26 protein-coding genes are annotated in these 26663 nt (G+C 39.0%); 2 read left to right on the plus strand and 24 right to left on the minus strand.

Going from position 1 to position 26663, the window contains the following annotated elements; all coding sequences use genetic code 11:
- Positions 1 to 45 precede the first annotated feature (45 nt).
- The 12 genes from QZL88_RS17655 to QZL88_RS17710 form a co-directional block, all read right to left on the minus strand.
- Positions 46 to 489, minus strand: coding sequence for a VOC family protein (locus QZL88_RS17655; protein ID WP_296943339.1), 444 nt, complete (start codon positions 487 to 489; stop codon positions 46 to 48).
- 156 nt (positions 490 to 645) lie between these two features.
- Entirely contained in the window at positions 646 to 984 is a 339-nt protein-coding gene (locus QZL88_RS17660) for a YegP family protein (RefSeq protein ID WP_296943342.1), read from the minus strand.
- A gap of 182 nt (positions 985 to 1166) precedes the next feature.
- The gene (gene pyrF / locus QZL88_RS17665) at positions 1167 to 1991 is read right to left on the minus strand and encodes an orotidine-5'-phosphate decarboxylase (protein WP_296943345.1); all 825 of its coding nucleotides are present in this window, start codon (positions 1989 to 1991) and stop codon (positions 1167 to 1169) included.
- Positions 1988 to 3073 carry a peptide chain release factor 1 gene (gene prfA / locus QZL88_RS17670; protein ID WP_296943349.1) on the minus strand — a complete coding sequence of 362 codons (1086 nt, stop codon included), beginning with the start codon at positions 3071 to 3073 and terminating at the stop codon, positions 1988 to 1990. The genes pyrF and prfA overlap by 4 nt, the downstream gene beginning before the upstream one ends.
- Before the next feature lie 564 nt (positions 3074 to 3637).
- On the minus strand, positions 3638 to 6472 hold the full coding sequence (gene uvrA / locus QZL88_RS17675) for an excinuclease ABC subunit UvrA (protein WP_296943353.1): 2835 nt from the start codon (positions 6470 to 6472) through the stop codon (positions 3638 to 3640).
- Positions 6473 to 6499: 27 nt separating this feature from the next.
- Positions 6500 to 7480, minus strand: a complete 981-nt coding sequence (locus tag QZL88_RS17680; protein WP_296943355.1) for a lytic transglycosylase domain-containing protein — start codon at positions 7478 to 7480, stop codon at positions 6500 to 6502.
- 176 nt (positions 7481 to 7656) lie between these two features.
- The gene (ispE, locus tag QZL88_RS17685; RefSeq protein WP_296943357.1) at positions 7657 to 8475 is read right to left on the minus strand and encodes a 4-(cytidine 5'-diphospho)-2-C-methyl-D-erythritol kinase; all 819 of its coding nucleotides are present in this window, start codon (positions 8473 to 8475) and stop codon (positions 7657 to 7659) included.
- Positions 8476 to 8585: 110 nt separating this feature from the next.
- The gene (locus QZL88_RS17690) at positions 8586 to 9482 is read right to left on the minus strand and encodes a diaminopimelate dehydrogenase (protein ID WP_296943358.1); all 897 of its coding nucleotides are present in this window, start codon (positions 9480 to 9482) and stop codon (positions 8586 to 8588) included.
- A gap of 59 nt (positions 9483 to 9541) precedes the next feature.
- Positions 9542 to 10231 carry a DUF2461 domain-containing protein gene (locus QZL88_RS17695; protein ID WP_296943359.1) on the minus strand — a complete coding sequence of 230 codons (690 nt, stop codon included), beginning with the start codon at positions 10229 to 10231 and terminating at the stop codon, positions 9542 to 9544.
- 176 nt (positions 10232 to 10407) lie between these two features.
- Positions 10408 to 11793, minus strand: coding sequence for a phosphoglucosamine mutase (glmM, locus tag QZL88_RS17700; RefSeq protein WP_296943361.1), 1386 nt, complete (start codon positions 11791 to 11793; stop codon positions 10408 to 10410).
- Between the two features lie 8 nt (positions 11794 to 11801).
- On the minus strand, positions 11802 to 12413 hold the full coding sequence (locus tag QZL88_RS17705) for a DUF4827 family protein (protein WP_296943363.1): 612 nt from the start codon (positions 12411 to 12413) through the stop codon (positions 11802 to 11804).
- 27 nt (positions 12414 to 12440) lie between these two features.
- A complete protein-coding gene (locus QZL88_RS17710) occupies positions 12441 to 13472 on the minus strand; it encodes a DHH family phosphoesterase (protein ID WP_296943367.1) in 1032 nt (343 codons plus the stop codon).
- Positions 13473 to 13701: 229 nt separating this feature from the next.
- Between QZL88_RS17710 and QZL88_RS17715 the strand changes: the two genes are divergently transcribed.
- The gene (locus QZL88_RS17715) at positions 13702 to 14418 is read left to right on the plus strand and encodes a phBC6A51 family helix-turn-helix protein (protein ID WP_296943370.1); all 717 of its coding nucleotides are present in this window, start codon (positions 13702 to 13704) and stop codon (positions 14416 to 14418) included.
- A 62-nt stretch (positions 14419 to 14480) separates the two neighbouring features.
- Here QZL88_RS17715 and QZL88_RS21230 read toward each other — a convergent pair whose 3' ends face one another.
- The gene (locus tag QZL88_RS21230) at positions 14481 to 14546 is read right to left on the minus strand and encodes a CRISPR-associated DxTHG motif protein (protein ID WP_363927932.1); all 66 of its coding nucleotides are present in this window, start codon (positions 14544 to 14546) and stop codon (positions 14481 to 14483) included.
- 12 nt (positions 14547 to 14558) lie between these two features.
- Between QZL88_RS21230 and QZL88_RS17720 the strand changes: the two genes are divergently transcribed.
- Positions 14559 to 15932, plus strand: a complete 1374-nt coding sequence (locus QZL88_RS17720) for an rRNA cytosine-C5-methyltransferase (RefSeq protein WP_296945135.1) — start codon at positions 14559 to 14561, stop codon at positions 15930 to 15932.
- Here QZL88_RS17720 and QZL88_RS17725 read toward each other — a convergent pair.
- The 11 genes from QZL88_RS17725 to QZL88_RS17775 all read right to left on the minus strand — a co-directional run bounded on the left by QZL88_RS17725 (position 15929) and on the right by QZL88_RS17775 (position 26660).
- Positions 15929 to 16747, minus strand: coding sequence for a glycosyltransferase family 2 protein (locus QZL88_RS17725; protein ID WP_296943373.1), 819 nt, complete (start codon positions 16745 to 16747; stop codon positions 15929 to 15931). The two genes, QZL88_RS17720 and QZL88_RS17725, sit on opposite strands and share 4 nt — an antisense overlap.
- 3 nt (positions 16748 to 16750) lie before the next feature.
- Positions 16751 to 17629, minus strand: a complete 879-nt coding sequence (locus tag QZL88_RS17730; RefSeq protein ID WP_296943376.1) for a glycosyltransferase — start codon at positions 17627 to 17629, stop codon at positions 16751 to 16753.
- A 1-nt stretch (position 17630) separates the two neighbouring features.
- Positions 17631 to 18584, minus strand: a complete 954-nt coding sequence (locus QZL88_RS17735; protein WP_296943378.1) for a hypothetical protein — start codon at positions 18582 to 18584, stop codon at positions 17631 to 17633.
- A 65-nt stretch (positions 18585 to 18649) separates the two neighbouring features.
- Positions 18650 to 19348 carry a WbqC family protein gene (locus QZL88_RS17740; RefSeq protein WP_296943380.1) on the minus strand — a complete coding sequence of 233 codons (699 nt, stop codon included), beginning with the start codon at positions 19346 to 19348 and terminating at the stop codon, positions 18650 to 18652.
- Entirely contained in the window at positions 19345 to 20466 is a 1122-nt protein-coding gene (locus QZL88_RS17745; RefSeq protein WP_296943382.1) for a DegT/DnrJ/EryC1/StrS family aminotransferase, read from the minus strand. The genes QZL88_RS17740 and QZL88_RS17745 overlap by 4 nt, the downstream gene beginning before the upstream one ends.
- 12 nt (positions 20467 to 20478) lie before the next feature.
- On the minus strand, positions 20479 to 21327 hold the full coding sequence (locus QZL88_RS17750) for a glycosyltransferase (protein ID WP_296943386.1): 849 nt from the start codon (positions 21325 to 21327) through the stop codon (positions 20479 to 20481).
- Between the two features lie 11 nt (positions 21328 to 21338).
- Positions 21339 to 22217 (minus strand): glycosyltransferase family A protein, encoded by an 879-nt coding sequence (locus tag QZL88_RS17755; RefSeq protein WP_296943391.1) that lies wholly within the window; start codon positions 22215 to 22217, stop codon positions 21339 to 21341.
- On the minus strand, positions 22202 to 22990 hold the full coding sequence (locus tag QZL88_RS17760) for a glycosyltransferase family 2 protein (RefSeq protein WP_296943395.1): 789 nt from the start codon (positions 22988 to 22990) through the stop codon (positions 22202 to 22204). Before QZL88_RS17760 ends, QZL88_RS17755 begins: the two co-directional genes overlap by 16 nt.
- Before the next feature lie 4 nt (positions 22991 to 22994).
- On the minus strand, positions 22995 to 23828 hold the full coding sequence (locus QZL88_RS17765; RefSeq protein WP_296943397.1) for a DUF5672 family protein: 834 nt from the start codon (positions 23826 to 23828) through the stop codon (positions 22995 to 22997).
- 42 nt (positions 23829 to 23870) lie between these two features.
- The gene (locus QZL88_RS17770) at positions 23871 to 24710 is read right to left on the minus strand and encodes a glycosyltransferase (protein ID WP_296943401.1); all 840 of its coding nucleotides are present in this window, start codon (positions 24708 to 24710) and stop codon (positions 23871 to 23873) included.
- Between the two features lie 63 nt (positions 24711 to 24773).
- Positions 24774 to 26660, minus strand: coding sequence for a glycosyltransferase family 2 protein (locus tag QZL88_RS17775; RefSeq protein WP_296943403.1), 1887 nt, complete (start codon positions 26658 to 26660; stop codon positions 24774 to 24776).
- Positions 26661 to 26663: the final 3 nt, after the last annotated feature.

Consider the following 26663-nt stretch of genomic DNA (forward strand, 5'->3'; position numbering starts at 1 on the left):
TCTTATCTATTCCCGCTTTTCATTTTTACATCTTATAATCTGCAACTAATTTTCGAACTTCTTCATATCATCCAACAAATCCTGATCCCATCTATCTAAAGGCAGGCTTGCATATAATTCTATCAAATTGCCCTCTGTGTCTCTCAAGTGTACGGTACGACAACCCCAGCCTGTCATATCGGTCGGTTCGTTAATAAACTTCACACCACGCGACAAAAGCTCTTTGTAAGTTTTATCCACATCATCTACTTCAAGAATTATGGCAATCTTCTCCCTGCTATTTTCCGGTAACAATAGGTTTGTATTACCTACAGCCGGAGCCATGAGGTCGGAAGGAAAAATGGAGAGACCTTCACTATCGCTTACTTTAAAGCTGGCATACTGTCCGCCTATTTCTCCCCATGTTACTTCCAGTCCCAGCTTCTCGGAATAAAACCTGAAGCACTCGTCAAAATCTTTTACTAATAGTCTGATACCATTTAGTTTCATAGTTTTCATTTTATAGTTAGTAGTATATACAAAAATAGTCACAAGCTACAGTTGTTTTTGTGTAAAAAAGCGACATTCGTAGATTTCTAAAGATAGGAAATAAAAAACGAAGACCCCTTATCGGATCTTCGTTTACATATAATAAGTATCTAACTTTTATTTTTCCACCGTCAGGTCTACCACCTCTGCGTCAGGAGCGTTTTTCTTAACTGAAGCGATACCATTATCGCGACTGGCTACGGTTTCATACATTTCACTTGTGCCGATAATCTGTCCGTTTGTTGCTTTCAGATTAAAATATGGCTTACCGTTCTTTGCCTCCAGCTTGTCAAATCGGGCGTCTACCTGACTGTTTTTCTTTACAGATTCAATCCCGTTTTTACAGTTTTCTTTAGTTGTATAGCCTTCGCTTGTAAGTATTACTTGTCCGTTACCTGCCTTAAGATCAAATTGGTATTCACCGCTTTTTCTCTTCTTGATTTCAAATTTACCCATTTTGTTTTGTTTTAAAAGTTTATATTTAGGATAACGCAAGTTTACAACAAAAAGTTCAGTTTTCGTATTTTTTTTACACAATATACCATCCTGCACACCTATAATCCCCAAAAACTCATTAACAAAAAAAATAAGCCTCGCAAAACATATTTGCGAGGCTTTATATTTTCAGATAAACTTTATCAGAGAATTTTCTCTAAATAACCGGCCATCTCTGCTTGTACTTTCTTAGCCTCCGCTGTTGCAGCAAAAGCAAATTCGCGTGTATTATCAGCATAGATAATCGCACGTGATGAGTTAACCAATAGTCCGCATTGCGAATTCATCCCATATTTCACTACTTCGGCCAGACTACCCCCCTGAGCACCGACTCCGGGTACTAAAAGAAAATGATCAGGCACAATCTTCCGGATATCGGCAAACATTTCACCTTGCGTAGCTCCTACCACATACATCAGTTGTTCATCGGTAGCCCACTCCTGGGATTTCTTCAATACTTTCTCAAATAAGCGTTCCCCTGCTTTATCTTCCGTTAACTGGAAGTCTGCAGAACCCTTATTAGAGGTTAGAGCCAATAGGATAACCCATTTCTTCGGATATTTCACAAATGGTTTCACACTGTCTTCTCCCATATAAGGCGCTACTGTTACGGCACTTGCTTTCAGGTGTTCGAATGCCGATACGGCATACATTTCAGATGTATTACCTATATCACCCCGCTTGGCATCTAGTATGATAAACTGATCGGGATACTTGATCCGTATATATTCTATTGTTTTCTCCAGAGCAATCATACCTTTTACTCCAAGGCTTTCATAAAAAGCAGTATTAGGTTTATAGGCCACACAATATTTGGCTGTGGCATCTATAATCGCCTTGTTAAAAGCATATATAGGATCTTCTTCTTCCAAAAGATGAGAAGGTATCTTTTTTATGTCAGTATCCAGTCCTACACACAGAAAGGATTTTTTCTTTTTAATATTTTCAAATAATTCTTGCTTTGTCATAGTTCACTCTCTTTTAATCTTTCAGTATTCTCTGCTATAATCAACTGGTCTATTATTTGTTGTATTTCACCATCCATCACACCCGACAAGTTATAGAGCGTGAGATTGATACGGTGATCGGTCACTCTTCCCTGCGGATAGTTGTAAGTCCTGATTTTGGCAGACCGGTCACCCGTAGATACCATTGTCTTGCGTTTCGATGCTATTTCGGCCTGATACTTGGACAATTCTATATCATACAGTTTTGTCCTCAACATCTGCATTGCCAATTCTCTATTTGCTAACTGGGAACGGGCCTGCTGACAGACAACAACCAATCCTGAAGGCTTATGTGTCAGCTGTACTTTTGTTTCCACTTTATTTACATTCTGACCTCCAGCCCCGCTCGATCTGGCTGTTTGCATCTCTATATCGGCCGGATTTATTTCCACGTCTACTTCCTCTGCCTCGGGTAGTACGGCAACGGTAGCAGCTGATGTATGCACTCGCCCTTGTGTCTCAGTAGCGGGTACACGCTGTACGCGATGTACGCCTGATTCGTATTTCAATATTCCGTAAACACCTTCACCTGTAACAGTGAATATTACTTCTTTATATCCGCCCGAAGTACCTTCTGTAAGGCTGGTTATTTCTGTTCTCCACCCTTTGAGTTCACAGTATTTGATATACATACGGTAAAGATCACCTGCAAAAATAGCAGCTTCGTCTCCACCTGTACCTCCACGTATTTCTACAATCGCATTTTTGCTATCTTCGGGATCGGCAGGGACTAACAGGAGTTTTATTTCCTCCTCCAGTTCCGGTAAACGTACATTAGCCGTATCGAGCTCTTCTCTGGCCATTTCCCGCAGTTCAGCATCATTTTCTGAGTCGAGGATATTTTTTGCTTCTTCTACAGTAGTCAGCAACTGTTTATACTCGTTACGGGCTATACTTATTTTCTCCAAATCACGATATTCTTTATTCAACTTGACATATCGCTTCATATCAGCAATAACTGAGGGATCGGTTATAAGCTTGCCTATTTCTTCGAAGCGCATAACCAAAGTATCAAGTTTTTCCAATAAAGATAGCTGACTCATAGTAATTTATTTCTTTTCCTTTAAATTCGGGGACAAAGGTAAAAATAAGTTGTAAGTTATGAAATTATATAATATAAGTATTTTCAACAACTCTATAATAATTAAATGTTAAGTTGGTCGTATAAAAAACAGAAAGTCCGCGAAATCACCTTCGCAGACTTCCCAACCTTAACACAAACTTTACAAAACTACACAATAGAGCTGATTGCAGCCTGATATTTGGTTCATTCGTAATTTCAGGAACCAACTCTGTGTTCGATTATATCTTTTTAAGATAAAGATAACGTGTGCCTAGATAGTAACATGTCATCAATTCTTCTTATTTTATTTCTTTTCTGACAAAAACAGATATTGGAAACTATAGGTTGGATGTGATATTCTCCCGTTCAAAGTAGTAAGTGAAGTCTATTTATTGACATGAGGAAGCCCTCATTTTTCTTTACATTTCTACCTTCAAATGTTATAGTTGCCGTTTCTCTATTATCACCCGACAAAGATAGTAAATTTTACACATTGGCAATAGATAATATCTATTTTTTTGAAAAAATTATCTTTTCTCATAAATTAACTTAACTCATCTCTTAGATATTCAGCCGTAAAGCTATTTTTCTCTTTAATGACCTCTTCCGGTTTTCCCACAGCAACAACTGTACCTCCTCCGATTCCCCCATCAGGCCCCATATCTATAATATAATCGGCACTTTTTATAATATCCTGATTATGTTCTATTACAATGATTGTATTGCCTCTGTCTACCAGTTTATTTAATACACCGAGCAATACTCTGATGTCTTCGAAATGAAGTCCTGTTGTAGGTTCATCCAATATATATATAGTATTCCCTGTATCTATTCTGGCCAGTTCGGATGCCAGTTTTATACGCTGCGATTCTCCACCCGATAATGTAGTGGAAGGCTGACCGAGTTTGAGATATCCCAGACCTACCTCTTGCAACACTTTCACTTTATGCAATATAATAGGGACATTTTCGAAAAACTCAACAGCCATATTGATTGTCATATCCAGTACATCAGCAATAGACTTACCTTTAAAGCGGACTTCCAACGTTTCTCTATTGTAGCGTTTTCCGTGACATTCTTCGCATTGCACATAAACATCAGGAAGGAAATTCATACCGATAGTCTTATAGCCGTTTCCTCCACAGACTTCACACCGCCCGCCTTTTACATTAAATGAAAATCGTCCGGGTTTATATCCTCTGATTTTCGACTCCGGAAGTCCTACAAAAAGATTACGGATATCGGAAAATACACCAGTATAGGTCGCAGGATTGGAACGCGGTGTACGGCCGATAGGCGATTGGTCTACACTGATAACTTTATCCACATTGTCGATTCCGTCTAATGTCTTATATGGCAATGGATCGGTTAAAGACTTGTATAGGTGCTGGCTCAATATCGGTTGCAGCGTTCCGTTTATAAGACTCGACTTGCCGCTACCCGATACTCCCGTCACACAAATGAATGTATTGAGGGGGAATGTAACTGATACATCTTTCAGATTGTGCCCGGTCGCACCTTTTATTGTTATTTTCTTACCGTTACCTTTTCGCCTTTTCTTCGGTATCTCTATTTTGAGCCTACCATTCAGGTAATCGGCAGTCATTGTGCTTGCACTAAGCATTTCTTTCGGTGTTCCCGCAAACACGACCTTACCTCCGCGACGCCCTGCATAGGGACCAAGATCGACCACATAATCGGCATCGAGCATAATATCTTTATCGTGCTCTACTACAATGACCGAATTGCCCGAATCACGTAATTTCTTCAACGAATCTATGAGCCTGTTGTTATCCCGCTGATGCAAACCGATACTGGGTTCATCGAGTATATAAAGAACATTCACCAGTTGGGAACCTATCTGTGTGGCAAGCCTGATTCGTTGACTCTCGCCACCGGACAGCGTTACCGAGGCCCTGTTGAGTGAAAGGTAATTCAGTCCCACATCGAGTAGGAATGAAAGACGGGATACAATTTCCTTTTTAATCTCTTGAGCGATCACCTGCTGACGCTCCGAGATATGCACATCCATATCCTGTATCCACTCATATAGCCGTTGGATATCCATTTCTGCCAGTTCGGCTATATTCTTTTCATTTATCTTGTAGTGAAGTGCTTCTTTATTCAGGCGTTGACCGTTGCAATCTGGACAAACATCGGTTTTAATGAACTGCTCCGCCCATTTCTGCGCCGAGGCCGAAGAATCACTATCTTGTTGCATCTCTATATATTTGGCTACACCCTCAAATGCCACTACATAATTCGATGTTCCCAACGATTCGTTTTTAATCTGCAAACGCTCATCGGTACCGAACATGATATCATCCATCGCTTCTTGTGGTATATCCTTTATCGGGGTTTTGATAGAGACGCCATGCTTTTCGCAGATGGCTTCTATTTGCCAGAAGAACAGTGAATTCTTATATTTTCCAAGCGGGGCTATACCACCGGCATAAATACTAAGTTGGGGTTTGGGTACGATTTTACCCATATCTATCTGGTTAACTATGCCCAGTCCTTTACAGCGGGGACATGCTCCGTGCGGTGAATTGAACGAAAATGTATGTGGGGCAGGCTCGCTATACGACAGGCCTGTAGTAGGGCACATCAACTGACGACTGAAATGGCGTACGTCCCCGGTTTCCACATCCTGAATCATTATAAGTCCGTCTCCCTGTTTCATCGCCGTGCGCAAACTGGCTTTCAGGTTGTCTGCAAATTTATTGGATACCTGCAGTTTATCTATCAGGACTTCGATACTGTGCATTTTGTACCTGTCGACACGCATGCCGGGAAGTATTTCCCGTATCACACCATCGACACGCACTGTAAGGTAACCTTTCTTACTGATTTGCTCGAACAACTCTTTATAATGTCCTTTACGGTTACGGACTACAGGGGCAAGCAGGTATATCCTTTTCCCGATATAGCGCTCCATGATGAGTTCCAAGATCTGCTCTTCTGTATATTTTACCATTTTCTCCCCGGTAAGATAGGAATAAGCATCTCCCGCACGCGCATACAGCAAGCGGAGAAAGTCATATATCTCGGTGGTTGTACCTACCGTAGAACGGGGGTTTCGGTTAGTTGTTTTTTGTTCGATAGAGATAACCGGACTAAGCCCTGTTATCTTATCCACATCGGGACGCTCCATACCACCCAGAAAGTTACGGACATAGGCCGAAAATGTTTCAATATATCGTCTTTGTCCTTCGGCAAAGATAGTATCGAATGCCAATGACGACTTTCCGCTACCACTAAGGCCTGTGATGACCACAAGCGAATCGCGGGGTATTTCTACGTCTATATTTTTGAGATTGTGAACGCGTGCTCCATACACGCTTATCGTTTCTTTTGCTTCCTGTGTATTTGTTTCCATTAAATAAAAATGTTCTTTACTAAACACTTATCTGTCTCTGTAAATCCAGGCCTTATCGTGTACTTTTATATTCTCACCCTTTTTGTAATAGAGCGATTCCTGTGTAGGTAAAAGAATTGTATATGAACTACGACTTTTGGAAGTAATAGTTAGTTTTCTATCTCTGAGCCATGAATTGAAATCTTTCAACTGAGCATAAGTAAGTCCTTTTTCTTTGGCAAAGCTCGCCAAATCGGGGATAGACTGTGTCACTTCTACTTTTGTAAACTCGATAGGTTTGTATAAGTCGTTTTCGGTAAGGACAAACCCGTATTTGGACGGATCTTCGAATATTTGCTTAATTGCCAGCATACGGTAATAATAGCGGGTAGTTTCGTTTACCAACCATAGGTCGAGACTATCTTCGGCCTGCTGCTTATCCAGTTCGGTACTTATCCGCCCTTGTCCTGCATTATAGGATAAAGCGACGCTCGCCCAACTTCCATATTTGGCATAAGCCTCTTTGAAGTAACGGCATGCAGCTTCTGTCGATTTCTCTATCGAATATCGTTCGTCCACTTCCGACGACACTTCCAATCCGTAGCTGGGTGCAGTTTTAGGCATAAATTGCCACAATCCGGCCGCTCCGGCCGACGAAACCGCACGGTGGTCGAGACTACTTTCTATTACGGCGAGATATTTAAAATCTTCAGGAATACCATTTTCCTTCAATATAGGTTCTATAATGGGGAAATAGCGGTTGGCTTTCTTTATCAGGAGTAAAGTTGTAGAATGTAGATAAGTAAACCCGTTTATCTCACGGTCGTAACGTTCATGCAGATCATACCTGTCCAGAATGAGCTCTTCTCCGGCAAACTCTACCTTATGGGGAACTTCCACGGACTTAGTCATCGACAGTACATAGGGTACTTTCGATTGTACTTCTTCGCCACTATTATTGGAAAGTAAAAAAAATGCCAGAAAGCACAAAATGAGGACGGAAAGGGAATATATTATATATTTTTTCATCGGAGAAAACTAAGGTCGCAGACCTTTTTGTTAATATTTTATGTATAAAATATTCAATCAGTAAGAGCTAAACAATATTTCATTAAATACAGTCAGGCCCCTATTCTTTTTGAATAGATAATAACTATCAAAGGTACGATTTTATTTTCAGAAATGAAATTACATATATAGCCCTATTATGCGGGTCCCTGCCACACAATGCAGTCCTGATAAGAGTTTTGAATATCAGATTGCTCTTCCTTAAAAATTCCAAAAACAGAAGAGCCCGAACCTGTCATGGATGCATACAATGCCCCTTTCTTATATAAATCCTCTTTCAAACCTCCAATTACAGGATATTTGACAAATACACTTTTTTCAAAATCATTTACCATCAACCCTTTCCAGTCTGAAACAGGCTGTTTTATGATTTCCTTCAATGATATATGAGGCTGTTTCGGCTTTACTTCGGCAAAGGCATCCTTGGTAGGCACATGAATATCCGGCTTAATCAGTACCATAAAGTATCCTTTGAGAGATAAATTGATATCTTCAAATACTTCTCCTATCCCACTTGCAAATACGGGCCGGTTGTAGATAAAAAAAGGACAGTCGGCTCCCAGTTGTACCGCTAATGCAGCCAGTTCCTCGTCGGAAATATTCAGTCCGCAAGTGCTGTTTATAAGTTTCAGCATGAAAGAGGCGTCTGCCGACCCCCCTCCAAGTCCTGCGCCAAAAGGTATCTTTTTTAAAAGGTGTACCTCAACCGGGGGAAACTTAAACTGCGTCCGCATCAGCCTCAAGGCCTTCATTACCAAATTGTCTTCAGCAATAGAGTCCACTTTTATTCCGGCTTCAATAAAGGTGTCGGAAGGTTGCTCTTCACAGATTATTATCTCCAGAGCGTCTTTTATACCAATGGGGTAAAAGATGGTTTCCAGATTGTGATATCCATCTGCCCGCTTAGATACAATATTCAGACCTAAATTTATTTTTGCGTTGGGGAAACAAATCATGTTTTTGAATTAAGAATTAAGAATTAAGAACGAAGAACAAAGAATAGAAAGTGTTGTAACATGCAATACCCTATTCTTAATTCTTCATTTTTAATTCTTAATTAATTTTTTTACACCAATTTCTTTATCAAGGCTTCTTTGTCGCCATATATATAATCTATTATAGGCACTTCGATCATAGTGTACGCTCCCGGCTTTTGTTTCAGGGTAGCACGTGCCGACGCCACAAGTACCTGGGCCGTAAGGGCTGGATTGTTTATCTTCATGTTGAAGTCCAGAAGCTGATTCTGTGTATCTCCCGAAACACCTTTACGTACCATATTCACACCATGTCCCATATCCTTGAGGTTATCCACGCATTCTACCTGCATTACATGCGTTTCGTCATGTGCAAAATAGTCGTCAGCTTTGATTGCTGCCGCTACATCAGCAAAATTATGTCCATCTTCCACTTCTATATAAACCATACGACGATGAATCCCCGTACCCACAGGGATAGTCATGGACAATGCCGCTTTTACTCCTTTTATGGCTTTCACGGCAACCGTATGTCCCATACTCATACCCGGACCGAAATTTGTATATGTGATACCTTTAGGCGCCATGAATTCAAACATGGAACGCACCATAGAATCTGTACCCGGATCCCATCCCGCTGAAATGATAGACACGGTGTTGTTAGCTTTGGCTACTGTATCCAGCGATTTGCGCAAAGCAACGATCCCGCCATGTATATCGTAGCTGTCCACGGTATTGATTCCGGCAGTAAGACATTCTTTTGCATATTCTTCGACACTGCGTGTAGGTGTACAAAGTATTGCCACCTCTACATCTTTCAGTTCCTTTACTGTTTTTACTACAGGATATTTTTTCAGTTCGTCTGGAACATTATTAGGGTCGCGGCGTACAATACCTGCCACTTCGAAATCCGGCGATGATAATATCGCATCCAATACATATTGTCCGATATTTCCGTATCCGACAATTGCTGCTCTGATTTTTTTCATTGAAATATATTTTTAATTATGAATTAAGAGTTATGGGTTGTAAGTTAAAAAATTGACGATTAATCCATCGTTACTTCTTTCATAAAGTTATAGAGCCATTCCATAGCCACAAAGTCTTCTTTCATCAGGTTAGCAAAATCAGCGGAGAATAACTCTTCTCCTACCGGTCTGTGTTTGCTCACCCATATACCTTTGCGCTGTATCCATGGCTGGAAATATTCGGGTAAGTTGTTAGCTATCGGACGTTTGTATTCTTCGCCGTTTATAACATACCCCCTGTCTAATACAGTCTTTTGGGTTACTTTACGGAATTCTTCTGCATCATAGGTTATCTCTTCCCTGAATGCATCCATTACTTTCTTCTTCGGTTGGAAAAGCCCCAGTCCTAATGCATATCCCTCACCGGAAATTTCAAGAAAATAGCCCGGATAATCTTTCCAGATATCATTTGTAACAGGTATCTGAAATGCCATCCACATAAAATCTTTATACGGATCTTTATTCTTCGAAAAGCGGATGTCGCGGTATATTCTCGACAGACAGCGATGTGGGCGCAATTCGAAAGAAGTATCTATATTGTGCATAGCAGGCGATAATGTAGTAACTAAGGCTTTCAACGGGTTCAAGACCTCCTTTTCGTAGATATGCTTGTGTTCATCGAACCATTCTTTATAATTATTCTCTTTCAGGTCGTTAAAGAACCTGAATGTTTCCGGAGTAAAACCTTTAAATGTTTCTATTTTAGCCATAATGTTTCACTTAATAAGCAAAAGATATATCTGATGCAACGTTATTTGATCGTAACCAGCTATTGTTGCTATAGATATAAAAATAATAAATAAGTCTGCGACCTGACATAAAAAAAGGATAACAAATCTATAAAGAAAAAGATTGTTATCCTATATTTTTTTAGCATCAGCCTTATTTATTTTGCCAACTGCCTGATTACATTCATTATTTCGCCGCCTATTTCTTCGGCCTCTTTCATTGTATGCGCTTCGGAATATACTCGGATAATAGGCTCGGTATTCGATTTGCGAAGGTGTACCCATTTGTCGGGGAAATCTATTTTTACACCATCTATATCCGTTACATCATATTGGCTGAATTTGTCTTTAACAGCCTTCAGTATGCCATCCACATCGAGTCCGGGAGTCAGTTCTACTTTCTGTTTTGCTATATAGTACTGTGGATAAGACGCGCGTACCTCACTTACTTTCTTTTTTTCGTGTGCCAGATGCGACAGGAACAAAGCAATACCCACCAGCGAATCGCGCCCATAGTGGCTGGCCGGATAGATAACCCCGCCATTTCCTTCTCCACCTATAACAGCATCGGTAGCTTTCATCTTGGTAGTCACATTTACTTCTCCTACTGCAGCAGGATTGTATTCACAACCGTATTTACGTGTCACATCGCGCAATGCCCGACTCGAGCTAAGATTGGACACAGTATTGCCCGGAGTATGCTTCAATACATAGTCGGCTACTGCAACCAGCGTATATTCTTCACCAAACATATCACCATTTTCGCAAATAATTGCCAGACGGTCTACATCGGGATCAACAACAAAACCGACATCGGACGATGTGGTTTTCATCATTATCGATATATCTTTCAAGTGCTCCGGAAGCGGTTCCGGATTGTGCGGAAATTCACCGTTAGGAGTACAGTACAATTCGTTTATTTTATTTACACCCAATGCCTTTAACAGCTTGGGAATAACAATGCCGCCTACAGAATTGACGCAGTCGATAGAGACTTCAAAGTCAGCCGCTTTAATGGCTTCCACATCTACCAATGTAAGGTCGAGGACTGCCTGTATATGTTTGTCTGTATAATCTTTCTCTTTAATACTGCCAATATGGTCGATATGTGCATAATGAAAATCTTCGCTTTCGGCTATACGAAGAACCTCTTCGCCTTCCTTAGCATTGAGAAACTCTCCATTTTCGTTGAGCAGTTTCAATGCATTCCATTGCTTTGGATTGTGACTTGCTGTAAGGATAATTCCACCACAGGCATGTTCCATAGCGACAGCGAGTTCGGTAGTAGGTGTTGTCGCCAAACCGATATTTACCACATCGAATCCCATCCCCATAAGCGTACCTACAACTATCTGCTCCATCATTTTTCCCGAAATACGGGCGTCGCGACCAACAACAATAGCATTGGAACCATTCTTTACATTTTCCCTTATAAAAGAAGCGTATGCAGATACGAATTTCACCGTATCAAGCGGATTGAGGCCATCACCGACTCTGCCACCGATAGTCCCCCGTATTCCTGATATAGATTTTATTAAGGCCATCTTTCTATTTACTCTTTAGTTTCTTCGGTTTCATCCAATGTAAATTGGTATCTCAAACGGCCATAAAACATCGGAATGTAATTTGCCTGCTGATAAGTAGACCCGTTTGCAAACGGAACAATCAGGCTAACTTCAGCGCCATTTCCTAATCCTTGTTCTAAAGGCAAAACACATGCCTGAGACAGGAAGTAATACATCTGAAGTTGATAGGTAGTAGAAGTGCCGCTACCCATATATGTGGATGTATTTCCATAGCGGAAAGTCATATATGTACCCTGAAAATTATTTTGAGCCAACGTATCGTTTTCGTTCAGCAAATTAAGAATACTCTCATATCTGAGATACACGTCTGTTTTTCCTTTTACCGGCAGTTTACTTTCATCTCCCGGATCGATCACCCGGAAATAAACCCCGGTATTTTCATCCAGATAATACTCGTTATCGGCAAATTTATGATCGGCCGGATATGTTCCTCTGGTCGTAATCTTATTATCATTTATAAAGCGTTCGAGACCTTTCTTTTCTTGTTTCAGTTTATCAGCATATGTTTCTCCGCCACATGCAGAAAATACAATCGCTAAGCTCATAAAAGTAAATATTGCGCCAATAATCTTTCTCATGTATTCTTTTATATATTTAGTAATACTTTATTTCTTTGTCAATAAATCAGCATATTCCGGCAATGCTTTTTCAAATATAGCGATTGCCTCATCCATTGTTCCGTAAAATTCCCCTCCCGAAGCATTAAGATGGCCTCCACCATTGTAACATTGAGCTGCAAACTTGTTGCTAGGAAAGTCCTTCTGAGAACGAAACGAAATTTTTATCATTTCATTGTCTTCACGTATAAAAACAGAGAAAATAATTCCTTTAATATTTAAAGGCAGATTGGCAAAGCCCTCTGTGTCGCCTTTTTTTACTTTATATCTTTTCTGTTCTTCATTTGTCAGCCATATCAAAGCCGAATTATATTCAGGATATATCTTCATCTTTTCAGACAGGGTAAAACCCAGCATCCGGTAACGGTCTTCTGAATAATTATGATATACATTCGAGTATATCTGGTCTTTGTTTATGCCTTTTTTTAGCAATTCACCTATAATGTAATAGATTTCGGCACTATTGGAATTATAGGTAAATGCACCCGTATCGGTCATCATTCCGGTATAGATCGCGGTAGCGCTTTCGTGGCTCATCACTTCAAAATCACCCATACGGCAAATGAGACGGAAAATGAGCTCGCTGGTCGATGATATTTCGGGATATGAGATCATCACATCACAAAAATCGGTTGGTTCGGGATGATGATCTATCAATACCTTTTTCCCTTTTGCCGCTTCTATAAAAGGCCCTAAATGATAAGAGCGTTTTGGTACATTAAAGTCGAGGCAGAATATCAATTCAGCCTCAGCTATCAACTTTTGCGCAAATTCAGGATATTTTTCATAATCGAGAATATCCTTCGCACCGGGTATCCATTTCAGAAAATCGGGAAAAGAATTTGGAACAATTACATTTACATTGTTGCCCAAATTGTTCAGATAATGATATAATCCCAAAGATGATCCAATAGCATCACCATCAGGCGATACATGTGTCACAATCACTATTTTATCATATTTGTCGAGTAACTCTTCTACCTCTGTTATTTTCTGACTGGCTATTATCTTTGAAATCATTCAGTTATACTTTTTCCTCCAATACTGCATTATGCAGGCACAAAAATACTAAAAAAACAAACTAAACACACCTTTTTGAACCATATCGTTATAGGGAAAGTTCTGTTTTTGACATTCTTTAGATAATTTTGTTTGTAGATTGTTTGATAATGAAGCATCTAAATCGAACAATTTTATATTTCAAATCATTATCAAAACCCAAATCATTTATCTATACCATAAAAACCTTATGGCAAAGTATAGTGAAGAATCAGTAGAAAAAATCGTATCCCTGATAGAAGATGATTTTTGTTCGGTAGCTGAAATATGCAGGGTAATGGGTATCAGCCGTAAAACATTTTACATGTGGAAAGACACCAAGCCCGAACTGGCGAGGGAAATAGCTAAGGCCGAGAATCAGCGGGAGGAAAGAACTCGCCAGATGTTATATTCGTCCCTGAAAAAACGGCTCGACGGATATATCATGGTTGAAGAAAAAGAGATTTACCTGCCTGATCCCTGTAATCCGGAGAGAGTGTCCTTACAATCGAAAACGATAAAACGGAAGAATTGCCTGCCCGATCTGCGTACCATAAAACTGCTGTTGGACAGGCAGGACAGGAAAAGCCTTTCCCGTCCACCGCAAGACGAGGAGCAATCCGACTCAAGGAAAGGTGAGGAAAACAGTAGAATTGAAACATCCGAACAAAATGAGGAGCCGGAGAGAGAACCCGTACTTGTACCAGCAGAGATAGCGGAGGTGGAAGATGATGATATGGAACAGTACATAGCAGAGAATGGCGATGAAGATAGCTCTGAGATTGATGAAGCAGAAATGAATGAATATTTTGAGCGGATGGATAAGGCGTTTGCAGCCCGTCAGGAAATAAAGCGGAAACTGATTGCTAATAATAATCGAAAGGCTGCGAGTCAACAGAGTAAAAGGAAAAAGAGACGTAGAAAATGAAATATGTAGCAGGTGAAAAAAATGGAAAAAGTGTTACCTTTGTTACCTTTTAATCCTCCAGCCTACCTAAGGGGGCTTCGGAGAGAGTGAGTAGTATCTAAAGTCACCTCTCGGGGAGTGGGGGCCAATAAATGAAAAAAATGAATTTACCTGATGATTTTATAATACGGACCAAACCGCTCCTGAGAGAAGAATGGAATGAGCTTATCGCCGCATTAAGCAGTGATTCACCAACCAGCATCCGTTTGAGCCGAAAGAAGGGAAAAGGAATATCCGGAGTAAAAGTTCCCTGGTGCGAAACAGGTTACTATCTCGACAAACGGCCGCAATTTACGTTCGATCCGTTGTTTCATGCGGGATGTTACTATGTACAGGAAGCGTCTTCCATGTTTGTAGGGCAGGCGTTGAAGCAGTATGTTGAGGGAGATGTAAGAGTTTTGGATTTGTGTGCGGCTCCCGGCGGCAAATCTACTCTGATAGCCGATTTATTGAACAAAGATAGCTTGTTGGTATCGAATGAGGTAATCCGTTCGCGGGCAAATGTTTTGTCTGAAAATATGACTAAATGGGGCAATCCGAATGTCGTGGTAATAAACAATGATCCTGCTCAAATAGGCAAACTGAAAGGCTTCTTCGATATCATACTTGTCGATGCTCCCTGTTCGGGTGAGGGGATGTTCCGGAAAGATGAGGGAGCAATATCCGAGTGGTCTGTGGATAATGTAAGATTATGTAAAGAACGGCAGCAACGGATTTTAGCGGATATCTGGCCTGCATTAAAGCCCGACGGATTATTATTATACAGTACATGTACTTATAATCAGGAAGAGAATGAAGAAAATGTGGAGTGGATTCGCGATGAATTAGGAGCCGAAGTATTACCTGTAGATATACAGGAAGAGTGGGGGATAAGCCCGTCTTTTGTGGAGGATATCCCTGCCTATCGCTTTTTTCCTCACAAGACAAAAGGGGAAGGTTTTTTCTTTGCTTTGTTGCGGAAGCAGCAAGAAGAGGGTGTTCGTACCGACTTCAGGAGAAAAAGGAATGAGAAAAAGAACAGAGTGGAATTGCCTGATCAATACAAAGATTATATCTCGGATAAAGAGCAATTTGTATTTTATTCGAAGGGTGATTCCTGGTATGCCTTTACGGAGGAACTGTATAATGATGTCTGTATTTTAAATTCGAGTCTGAATATTGTATCGGAAGGTATTTGTCTGGGTGAATTTAAAGGAAAGGATTTTATTCCTGCGCAATCGTTGGCTTTAAGCAATTATCTGAATGTAAAAGCCTTTGAAACTTACGATATGGATTGGAAAACAGCTATAAGCTATCTAAGAAAGGAAGCCCTGATATTACAGGATATACCGAAAGGCTATATTCTTCTGACATATAAGAACATTCCAATAGGATTTGTGAAAAATATAGGGAATCGCGCTAATAACCTTTACCCGCAGGAATGGCGCATACGTTCTGCAAATATACCCGAAAGCGAAGTAAATGTGATGGATTAGCCCTTTACAAAACCGAAGATACGCCCGATTTTGCAGAATGCACGGAATCCGTTGTATATCCAACGTTTAGACTTCATAATATCGGTCACAAAACCATTTTGTTCTAGATAATAGAGCCGTTCCAGTTTTTTTACAGCATTTTCGTTGAGGAATTCACGGCAGACTTTCAGCTTTTCAGGATATATAACACTGCCGCCGATTTGTGTACTGAAGCCCTCCATATTGTAGATGACTATAAATGTGTCTACATACTTTACAGGTAGCTGGTGTATTCCTATTCCCTGAAAGAATAGTTTCCAGTCGGCTACTACCCGCAGGGTCTCGTCATATAGTCCATATTTTTCGAAGTTGCTGCGATGAATAAAGAATGCCTGATGGCAAAGGAATCCGGAAAACAGTTCGTAGATGGCTATATGCCAGTCGCGGTCTTTATATGAGGTGTCGGCTTCCAGTTTGCCTTTTTGCTCCATATAGAAGCTGCCGCAGATGAAAGGGGTATGCGGATCGCCTGTAAAGACCTTCTCAAGGGTATCTTTTTCATATAAGGCATCGCCGGAGTTGAGAAAGTATAGGTATTCCCCTTTGGCTTGTTTTATGCCTTTGTTTTGAGCGTTATATATGCCGCTGTCCTTTTCGCTTACCCAGTATGAGATTTTATCTTCATATTTGCGGATAAGGTCTACACTGCCGTCAGTGGATTTTCCGTCAATGATGATAAATTCATAGTCGGTAAATGTTTGTGAAACAACACTGTCAATGGTCTTTTTTAGACCAGTTTCGTCATTCAGGTTGATGGTTATTATGGACAGTTTCATATTTTATTTACGTTGCGATTCTATAAGGAAAGGATTAATGAATACAAGCTTTTGGAATAAGGAGAGAACAGCAGCGGCTTTTCTCAGTCTGTAACCTTTGGCATAGTAAATTTGTACCTTGTACATCCTTTTTATGCGCTCTTTGACAATCTTTTTATACTTATGACTGGTATACTTATCAAACTCATGCAATAAATATACCATCCATGCGGTTTGGTTCAAAGGTTTCAGAGTTGATGACATTCCGCCCAGATGTTGCCGGTACACAGCCATATATTCAGGTAAGAACTTGATTTTACCCGAGAGGGAAACAATGAGTTGCAGGGCATAGTCCCCATTCTTTACTGTATAATACCAGTCGGGTGTTTTATGCGCATCTTTACGGAAAAAGATAGAAGCAGTGAGCAATCCCCAGTCTTTGCTGATAAGGTCTTCCGTAGTCAGTATATCCCGTTCCATTTCTATATTTTCGTCCAAAACGCCACACATGAGCGTATGAACTTTGTGAGAACACATCGCGAAATCGGGATTAGCTTCCATGAAGTCTACCTGTTTTTGCAATTTATAAGGGTCGGTCCAGTAGTCGTCTCCATCGCAAAGAGCAACGTATTTGCCCTGTCCGGAGGTTATATTGTTTATCCAGTTGAGCATCATACCTTGATTGGTTTCGGGTAGTCTCAACTTGATAATATCAGGATATTTTTTCTGATATTCGATGCATATGGCCCGCGTGTTATCGGTACTGCAATCCTCGCCGATAACGAGTTCGAAAGGGAAAGTTGTTTTTTGCATCACAACTCCCTCGATGGCTTCGGCAATGAACTTCTCATGATTGTAGGTTATCATGGAAACAGAGACCATTATGTTTTTCTGTTCAGTCATTTTAGCTATATATCACATCTATGATCCGTTTCATATCTTCCTCGTTATACCTATGGTCGCAAGGTAAAGGTAGCAGATAATTTACAATCCTGTATTCGGCAGAATCTTTTTGTACCAAGTCCAGTGTTGCTTTCCAGTATGTAGATACAAAAATCTTATTGTCTATCAGCTTTTTTCTCAGATCAGGGTCTTCTGAGTAAAACATATAGCTGAGCGGACAAGTATCTTCGGGGAAGTTGTCGAACTCATATATATTGTCTTTACCCAAGACTGAATGCAGATACTTGAAGTTGCTTATCTGTCTTTGTTTCAGATTCTCATAGTCTATATTCGCCAGCAAGGCATTTGCCAGATTAGACATTCTTTTTATCGGCTGATCAATGAGACTGGCGCAATAGTCGAGATAATCCTGATAGGCTGCACCCGCATTCCCATATTCGATACGCTTCATCAGGTGCGTCATATGCGGAATGGCATTATCCTTCCCGAATACTTCATCCAGCAATGTATCTGTATAAAGGTATGCACCATCGGGTAGTCCAAAAAACTTGCGTGGAGAGTAGATTGTATCTATTCCTTCATATGGACGGGAATAGAATGCATGGGTATTATCCACAATGAGTTGCTTGCCAAACCTCCGGACTAGTTTTTCGACTGTATTGCATTTGATTCCATATATGTCTGAGTAAAGGAATACTTCATCCCCGGCCAGTTTCTTATCGAAGATCGGGTCTATTTTGAAATCGACGGAGTAGAATTCACACTCGATACCTAATTTCTTTATAGGCTCCCATATTACCTCCGAGTTGAGATATGGTATATATATCTTCTTATACTTTTTTGCTCTCAGAATATATTCAAGGCAATTACGGGCAGTATTCAGTTGTACTGCTCCTTTGTGATAATGCTCGCCTTTGCGGAGCTGAAGTTCGAAGTATCCTCCTATTTCTTTCATCGTTAAAAGCCTTTAGCTCCTAGCCATTAGCCATTAGCTTCTCACTATATTGGCACATTGGCATATCAGTTAATTAGTTTATAGTCATTTAGCATACTCTTTATTTTCTCCACCGGATTGAACATCATTACATCCAATATAGAAAGCCAGGGTACAAATTCATTTGCGAATTGCTTATACTCAATCGGATTGGAGGAAATAAAATGCAGGCTTATATCTTCTTTCTTGAATGCATCGGAAGAATATAACTCTTGTCCCCCAATTGCATTATAATAATCCGTAGCATTCAGTTCCTTACAGATTGCAATTACTTTATCCTGCCCTTTTAGTGAATGGTCGACATTGAGGGAAGAGGATATAATTATCTCTGTATTAATTTCCAAATATCTGCATATTTTGCGAACAGAGTTATCTATATAATGAAACAGATTGTTATCGTCGAAATTGACGATTCTCTCTGTTAAAGGCATTACCTGTTCAAGATAAGGAGCTTTCCTATAAGATTCTCTTATTTGATTTAATAATTTCTTTTTATCGAAACCAACAGATAAACTTCGTTCTTTGACATCCAGATAATCCGAATCTTTTTCCAGCGGAATAGTAATCATCAAATCTTTACCGTTTTGCAGAATCCGGTTCCTGTTAATCCAGCCTTTCTTGGTATATTGAATATTGTCGTATATCACATATTTATCAACAGCATTCAGCAATTGAAAATATCCGATATACGGCAAAAAGTAAGGCTGCATTATCCCCAGCCTCATTTCTTCCAAGGTTTATTTTTTATTAAATCGCAGATTCGGCGCACTTCGTCAAATTCCAGATTGGCATATATAGGAAGGCATACGATTTCTTTTGATACCTGCCCTGCTATCGGGAGGTTAGCCACGCTTGCCGACGGTAATCCTTTGTATGTAGGGAAATCGCTGATAAGCGGGTAGAAGTAGCGGCGTCCGAAAATATCATATTCCTGTAATTTGAAATAAAGTTCGTCCCGGTTCATGCCGTATTCTGCCGTATTGATGCGCACAGGATAATACGGGTAGGTGTGCTGTACTCCTTCGGCTACTTCCATGTAAGATACTCCAGGGATATCTTTCAGCAGGCTATCATATAATTTTGCCAATTCCAGGCGTTTGGCTATATAGCTGTCAACATATTTGAGCTGAAGGGACCCGTAAGCTGCTTGTAACTCATTCATCTTGGCATTGATACCCGGTTCTATGACAGTGGTTTCGTTGCGGAACCCGAAGTTCTTGAGTAAGTCGATGCGTTGCTTGGTCTTTTCATCCTGACAAACGATAGCACCGCCTTCAATCGTGTTATATACTTTTGTGGCATGGAAACTCAGTATGGAAAGGTCGCCCCAGTTCATCACCGACTGTCCGTCTTTCTTTACTGAAAAAGCATGGGCTGCATCATAGATTACACGCAGGCCGTATATATCGGCGATACGTTGTATTTCCTCTACATTGCAAGGATTGCCATATACATGCACAGGCATGATCGCTGTTGTTTGCGGTGTTATGGCCGCTTCGATCTTTGCCGGGTCTATATTGTAATATTTATCGTCGATGTCCACAAATACAGGCTTTATATTATTCCACCAAAGGGAATGGGTGGTAGCGACAAAGCTGAACGGCGTAGTAATTACTTCTCCTGTTATACGCAGAGCCTGCAATGCTGTAATGAGAGCCAGTGTTCCGTTAGAGAATACCGAGATATATTTCACACCGAGATAATCGGCCAGTTCCTGCTCAAACTGTTGGTGAAAAGGCCCGTTGTTGGTCAATATTTTATTGTCCCATATCTGTTGCAGATAAGGGATGAATTCTTCTAATGGCGGTAGTGCCGGTTGCGTTACAAATATTTGTTTACTCATAATCTTTGTTTTCTAAAGTTTCCGGTATATTTTCCTAATAAAACCCGGGGTAATGTTTTTTATACGTCCCCGTAGCGATTTGTCGCCATAGAGTAGTATTTCCAGCCTCCGTTTATGTTTTGTAAAAGCTTTTGTATATTTATAGTTGAAGTATTTGTCGTACTCGTTTATGAATTCAATGATTCGCAGATATTGCGTTTTATCGTCCATCTTCGACCATTGGCCGTTGTCATGTATACGATAAGCCGACGTAACATCTTCAAGATAGAGTAAAGGTCCGAATTGTCCCATATACATTCCCAGCATCCAGTCGGCAATTTCCATATCGAACAGCCTGGGATCAAGGTTTTGCACATGCTTTCCCTTGAAAACACAACATGACAGGTTACCTATCTTGTTTCCCAAAGCCAGTTGCTCGGTGGTAATGAGTTCATAATCATTATTTGCTGTCCAATCGAATATTTCGTCTCTGTCTTGGTCGATAAACAGACGCAGGTGCCTGTTGTAACTCATCGAAGATTTGGGTTCGACTTCAAGATGGTCTATGTGATTTTGTAAATGATTCGGCTTCAGCCAATAATCATCTCCTTCCATAATGGCTACATAATCACCAGTGCAGGCGGCAAAAGCTTGCTGGTAATTTTTATTATAGCCTACATTATGGGATTTTTGAAGGTGTATGAATTTGAACCCGGTCTTATTCTCGTATTCTTTTATGATATTCACTGTATTATCAGTAGAACAATCGTCAGCCACAATAATCTCTACATCATGCACAGTTTCCTGCATCAGTATGCTTTCGAGCGTCTGAGGCATATATGCAGCCTGATTATAAGTGATGAGTATGACGTTTATCTTCATAATAGTTTGTATCAGTCCTTTTCTCCGGAAAAAATCCGTCGGAATACTTTCCTGAAAAATTTGAACGGTGAATAAAAGAAGTCTCCTATCTTATATTCTATCGATTTTTTGTATAAATCAGCCTCCCATTTATAATAGGTAGCTTCAATATGATTTCTTAGAGGGTTGGTGTATTCGAGGAACAAAGGTACATGATTCTTGAAGATTTGTAGTAATAATCGCTCATTTTTCTCTTTGTCAAGGGACGAAAGCATCGAAACCTCTTTTATGCGATAGTAGAAATGGTATTTTTCCAATTTTACGACTTTGTCTTCTTCTTTGATAAATCCCAGCCAAAAGTCCCAATCTTCGAGCCCTCCTGCCATATTGGTATTGTAACCTCCTGTTTGCAGGAAATCACTTCGCCTGTATATCCCCGAGCAGAATATAGGGTTCTCGGTGAATAATCTTTTATAGTTATAGTCGGGGGTTTTAAGCTTTTGGTTTTTCGTCCCGAATAAGATGAGATTGCTATAAACGACCTTCACTTTCGGATCTTCTTCGAGAACATCCACAGCTTCGCTAATATATTGGGGGCTTATCTTATCATCAGAATCCAATGGCAGGATGTATTTTCCTGAAGCATGTTTTATGCCGAAATTGCGGGCGTCGGACAGTCCGCCGTTCTCTTTTCTGAAATATCTGAAACGCTGATCTTTTTCTGTCCACTGTGCGGCTACTTCGCGGGTATTATCAGGTGAACCGTCATCTATTATAATGCATTCCCAATCAGTATAGTCCTGCTCTAATATCGATTGTAGTGTTTCCGGTAGGTATTCGGCCTGATTGTAACAGGGAATGATTACCGAAATCGAGGGTAGGGGAGTTGTCTTATTTATAGTTTCAGCCATTTCAATAATCCTATCTTTTTAAGAAACCTAACGCTTACAGATGTCTTCAGTTTGTACAGTTCCTGTTTTTTCTCTATCCAGCCAATGTACAAGCTTTGATATAGTGGGTATATAGTAGCAATATGATTATTCCTTTCGTCTGTTAATATATGGCGGTTTTGACTATCGGAGCTCATTCCGTCAAGATAGAATGTAGAGAAACAATCATCGATATGTTTATATGAAGCATTATTAAGGCAGATAGCATCGATAAAGAAAGCCCAGTCGGAAGCTATTCTCATCTGCTCCGAATAACCGCCATAATCGATCAGGGCATTTCTTTTTATAAAAGTACCCATATGTGGGAGTCCGTCTTCAATCAGGTATTTAAAATCTATATAATCAGGATAGAACTTGATAAACTTATTGTTGTTTGTTGTATCACAAATTTCGAGGTTGTAATAGATTATATCCTCTCCTGTCAGTTTATCAATAATTCCAGTCAGTCCGGCATCTTTAAGGAGGGTATCCCCGCTATTGAGAAAAAGGAGGTATTCTCCGTTGGCGTGTTTAATACCTTTGTTCATTGCATTATATACGCCATTGTCGGGTTTGCTAATCCAATAGGTTATGTGACTGCTGTATTCTTCTATTATATCTTTACTGGTATCGGAAGAACCTCCATCTATAACGATATATTCAATTCCGGAACAATCTTGCGAGATAACGCTTTCAATTGTCCGCTTCAGGCCTATGGCATTGTTGTAATTGATTGTTATAATGGATAATTTCATATGTTTAGTCATATTTTATGAAGGGTTGCCAAAATTCGGATTCATACTTTAGCCAAGCATGACATCCAAATGGTAATCTATTATCATTCATCTCATATAATAAAGACGGGTTTGTTTCAAAACTAAATTTCAAAGCCTCTTCTACAGGTGCTACTTTATAATCAAAAATAGAAGGTACATTTAATGCCCAAACACCATCTTCTTGCATTTTAGGCTCACGATCAGAGATTAATTCATAGAAAGTATATCCATTGGACTTTTTCAAATTCAATAGTGCCCTGAATAAGATAAAGGCTCCATAAAACGATGTGAGTTTGTTGATCTTCAGTTGTGTATATAAAGTGTTGTATTTTTTTAATCTGTCTAACTTATTTAAAACAGATAATGAGGTTTGTATATTTCTGAGAGAAAAGCCTCCATTTCCCACTCCTTTAAATTTTTTGGTAGGTTTTTTCCAGCCTTCAAACCAAGGGGCTCCAATATAATCATATCCTTGCCGGCACCAATACTCTAATTCATCCCTAAATACGTAGGCGTCAAGTTGATAAATCAACATATATTCGTAAGCTATAAATCGTTGATACAATTGCTTGCTCAACATTAATTTATTATAACCTGATAAACTCTCAAAATATGCCTTATCAAAATATTCTATCGAAAAATCGACTTTGAATGTTTGCAATATGTCTTTGTACCAGTCTATATTTAATTCGCTGAATGTAACGATACAAAGCGGATGTTTTGATAATATCTTGATGCACTGCCTGAATGATATCTCTTCATATCTATCGGGTAATGGTTTATATACAGGTATAATGACTACTGCTTGTTTTGGCATATTTTGGGTTTTAATATTTTATATATTAGAGTTTGTGCCAATTTATATATGTAACATTTGTCTGATTTTATTAATCGGTTTTAATATGCTGTGACCCAACCTATAAGATCGTGAGTGATATATTGTATATCTGACATAATGGATATAGCCTTCAAAATCTAACAAAGGATAATTATTGGGATTCAGATTTCTTCTTAAGCAAGTATCATGACGAACAATTAAATTCCAGTAAATTGCCTTATCAATAGATGCGGATATTCCATTTTTGTGAGAACGATATTTATAAGTAAATTTATTTAATATATAAACATCTCCTGTTTCTTCTAATCTAAAGTAAAGGTCCTGATCTACGGCTAATTGATAGTTGGGAGAAATACCTGTGGTCTTATCATAACAGCTCTTTTTGAATGAAGCAAAATGCTCAGGTCCATAATCTCTATTCGTAAAATATGATTTATTTTCGCTTATAATTAATAATCGGCATTCTGATTTTATTTCCAAATTTTCATTACAGAAATAGAACCGAGAAAACACTAATGAAACCTCAGGCTTTTCGGTATGAATTTTTACCATATCGGCTAGAGCATTCGGCAATAACGCATCATCAGGATCTAGAAAACCACAGATTTTACCAGTAGCCATTTCTACACATTTTCTTTTTGTGAATCCGGCTCCATGATTTTCATTATTGTAGTATATTTTTATACGGTCATCATTTTTTAATTGATTGTATATCGTAAATGAATTGTCTTCTGAATGATCGTCCACGATTATAACTTCCCAATTGTTATATGATTGCCTATAAATACTTTCCAAGGCTTCTTCAAGGAAACAGCCATTGTTGTAGTTAGCTATTAAAATGGAAAATAAGGGTGTTGTCATCTCGATTGTAAATGTTATTAATGATTCAGTATTAATTTGGACAGGGAAAACAAGTCACAATTTTTACATCAATAATTTATATATATCATATTTAGAAAAGACATTTTTTATTTGCTCATCATTTTTTGTAATATTAATATTCCATAGAGCTGTTTCATCCTGAATATCATTATTTAATATGGTATAGTCTATTCCGTTTACATTATGGGTATATACTTTTCTAGAGAATGTTCCTTTTAGTAAGGACATTGCCTTAAACCATATATCATCAGCTGTGGGACAAAGCACCATGAATAATTTTTCATTTGTAACATCCTCGTGTAAACAATGAGGGGGGTATAAAATGCCTCCAACTCCGGTCGGAAAATTTAGCTTGTCAGTGAGGGTGTTATTGATAAAAAAGTCCCATCGGGTATAGCTGTCCAATATTCCGTCTTTTGTGATTTTCATTTTGTGTCCACGACAAAAGTGAATTAAATCAGGATCTTTTCGATAAGAGTGCAATAAATTTTCGATCAGATCTTGTTGGTAAGCAACATCGTCATCTATTGTAATAATGATACTATCCGGATATTTCTGCAATGCCGGCACAAGTTTTTTATAGGATTTTATATCTTCACAAAACTCGATAGTGAGTCCCCTATCTATTAATCTTTTAAGAGAAATGGGTATAGTATTCATTGTGAATTCATCTTCCGCTAACCAAAGGATTATTTTATTGGATTTTGCGGTTTGATGCATTATGCTTTCAATCGTAAGATAAACGTCATGTATCCTTTTGCCATAAGTGGTCAATGAAACAATTACTTCATGGTCAAAATATTTACTTGTTGTGACTCCGGTTGTAGTAGATTCTTCAGCTAAATGCCTGTATCGCTCAATTTTTATAAAATTTTTATTGTGTTGGACTTCTTCATAAACTATTTCTCTAACAATCTGGTTGATATGTATAGCATTATAAATTGCTTGTTTCAATTTAGAGAACATAGATATTTTATATTTTATATTTTTTAGCTTATTCTTTCCTTCGGAAAGTGATTTAGGTAATGATAGCTGATAATATGCAATTTTGTAATACCGATGTTTACCAAATCCCGGATATAGTTGTAATGTTTTTTTATAGGCTTTTTTATATTCTTTTTGCGCTTCTCTTTTATTTACATCCGGGATCATTGACAGATACATAAAAAAATCATCATATAATTGCCTTACCGGATGTTCAAAAAAAGATTCGGTAATATTATTCAAAATGCAAAATTCGAGAAAATCATTAGCAGCCCAGATATTACATATACTGCTATGTATGCTGATTGGTCTATTAACAACGGAATCGGGACTATTGTAATAATTGTATAATACTTTATTCAATGATACAATCTTGTCGCACTTTGATATATATTTGAGTAAGAAAGCCTGATCTTCCGAATATTTTAATTTATCCGGAAATTTTATATCATTTTTTTGTATTACAGAATTTCTGAATGCATATGCCCATACAGAATGTTTATAGTACGGTGTTTTAACAAAATTGTGGTTATTCTCCACTGTATATGGTGGCAAGTGAATATATTCTACGGATTGATTATTGATCCGTTGAGAGCCGAAAGTATATAAATCCAGATCGAACGTTTGTATCTTTTTTATCAGAGTTTCCAACCATATAGGTTCTATCCAGTCATCAGCATCGACAAATAGAACCCATTCACCATTAGCCATTACCAGTCCTTGATTACGCGCAGAACTTGCCCCTTTATTTTCCTGATGAAAAACCCTGATTCGATTATCCAGGATGGCATAATTATCGCAGATTTCACCCGAACTGTCACAGCTACCATCATTCACAAGGATTAATTCAAAATCCCGAACGGATTGTGATAATACACTTTTTATACTACGCGAAAGATAATCAGCAGCATTGTATACAGGGACAATAATGGTGAATTTGCACATAAC

It is taken from the genome of uncultured Dysgonomonas sp., from assembly GCF_900079725.1.
In the GTDB taxonomy this organism is placed as follows: domain Bacteria; phylum Bacteroidota; class Bacteroidia; order Bacteroidales; family Dysgonomonadaceae; genus Dysgonomonas.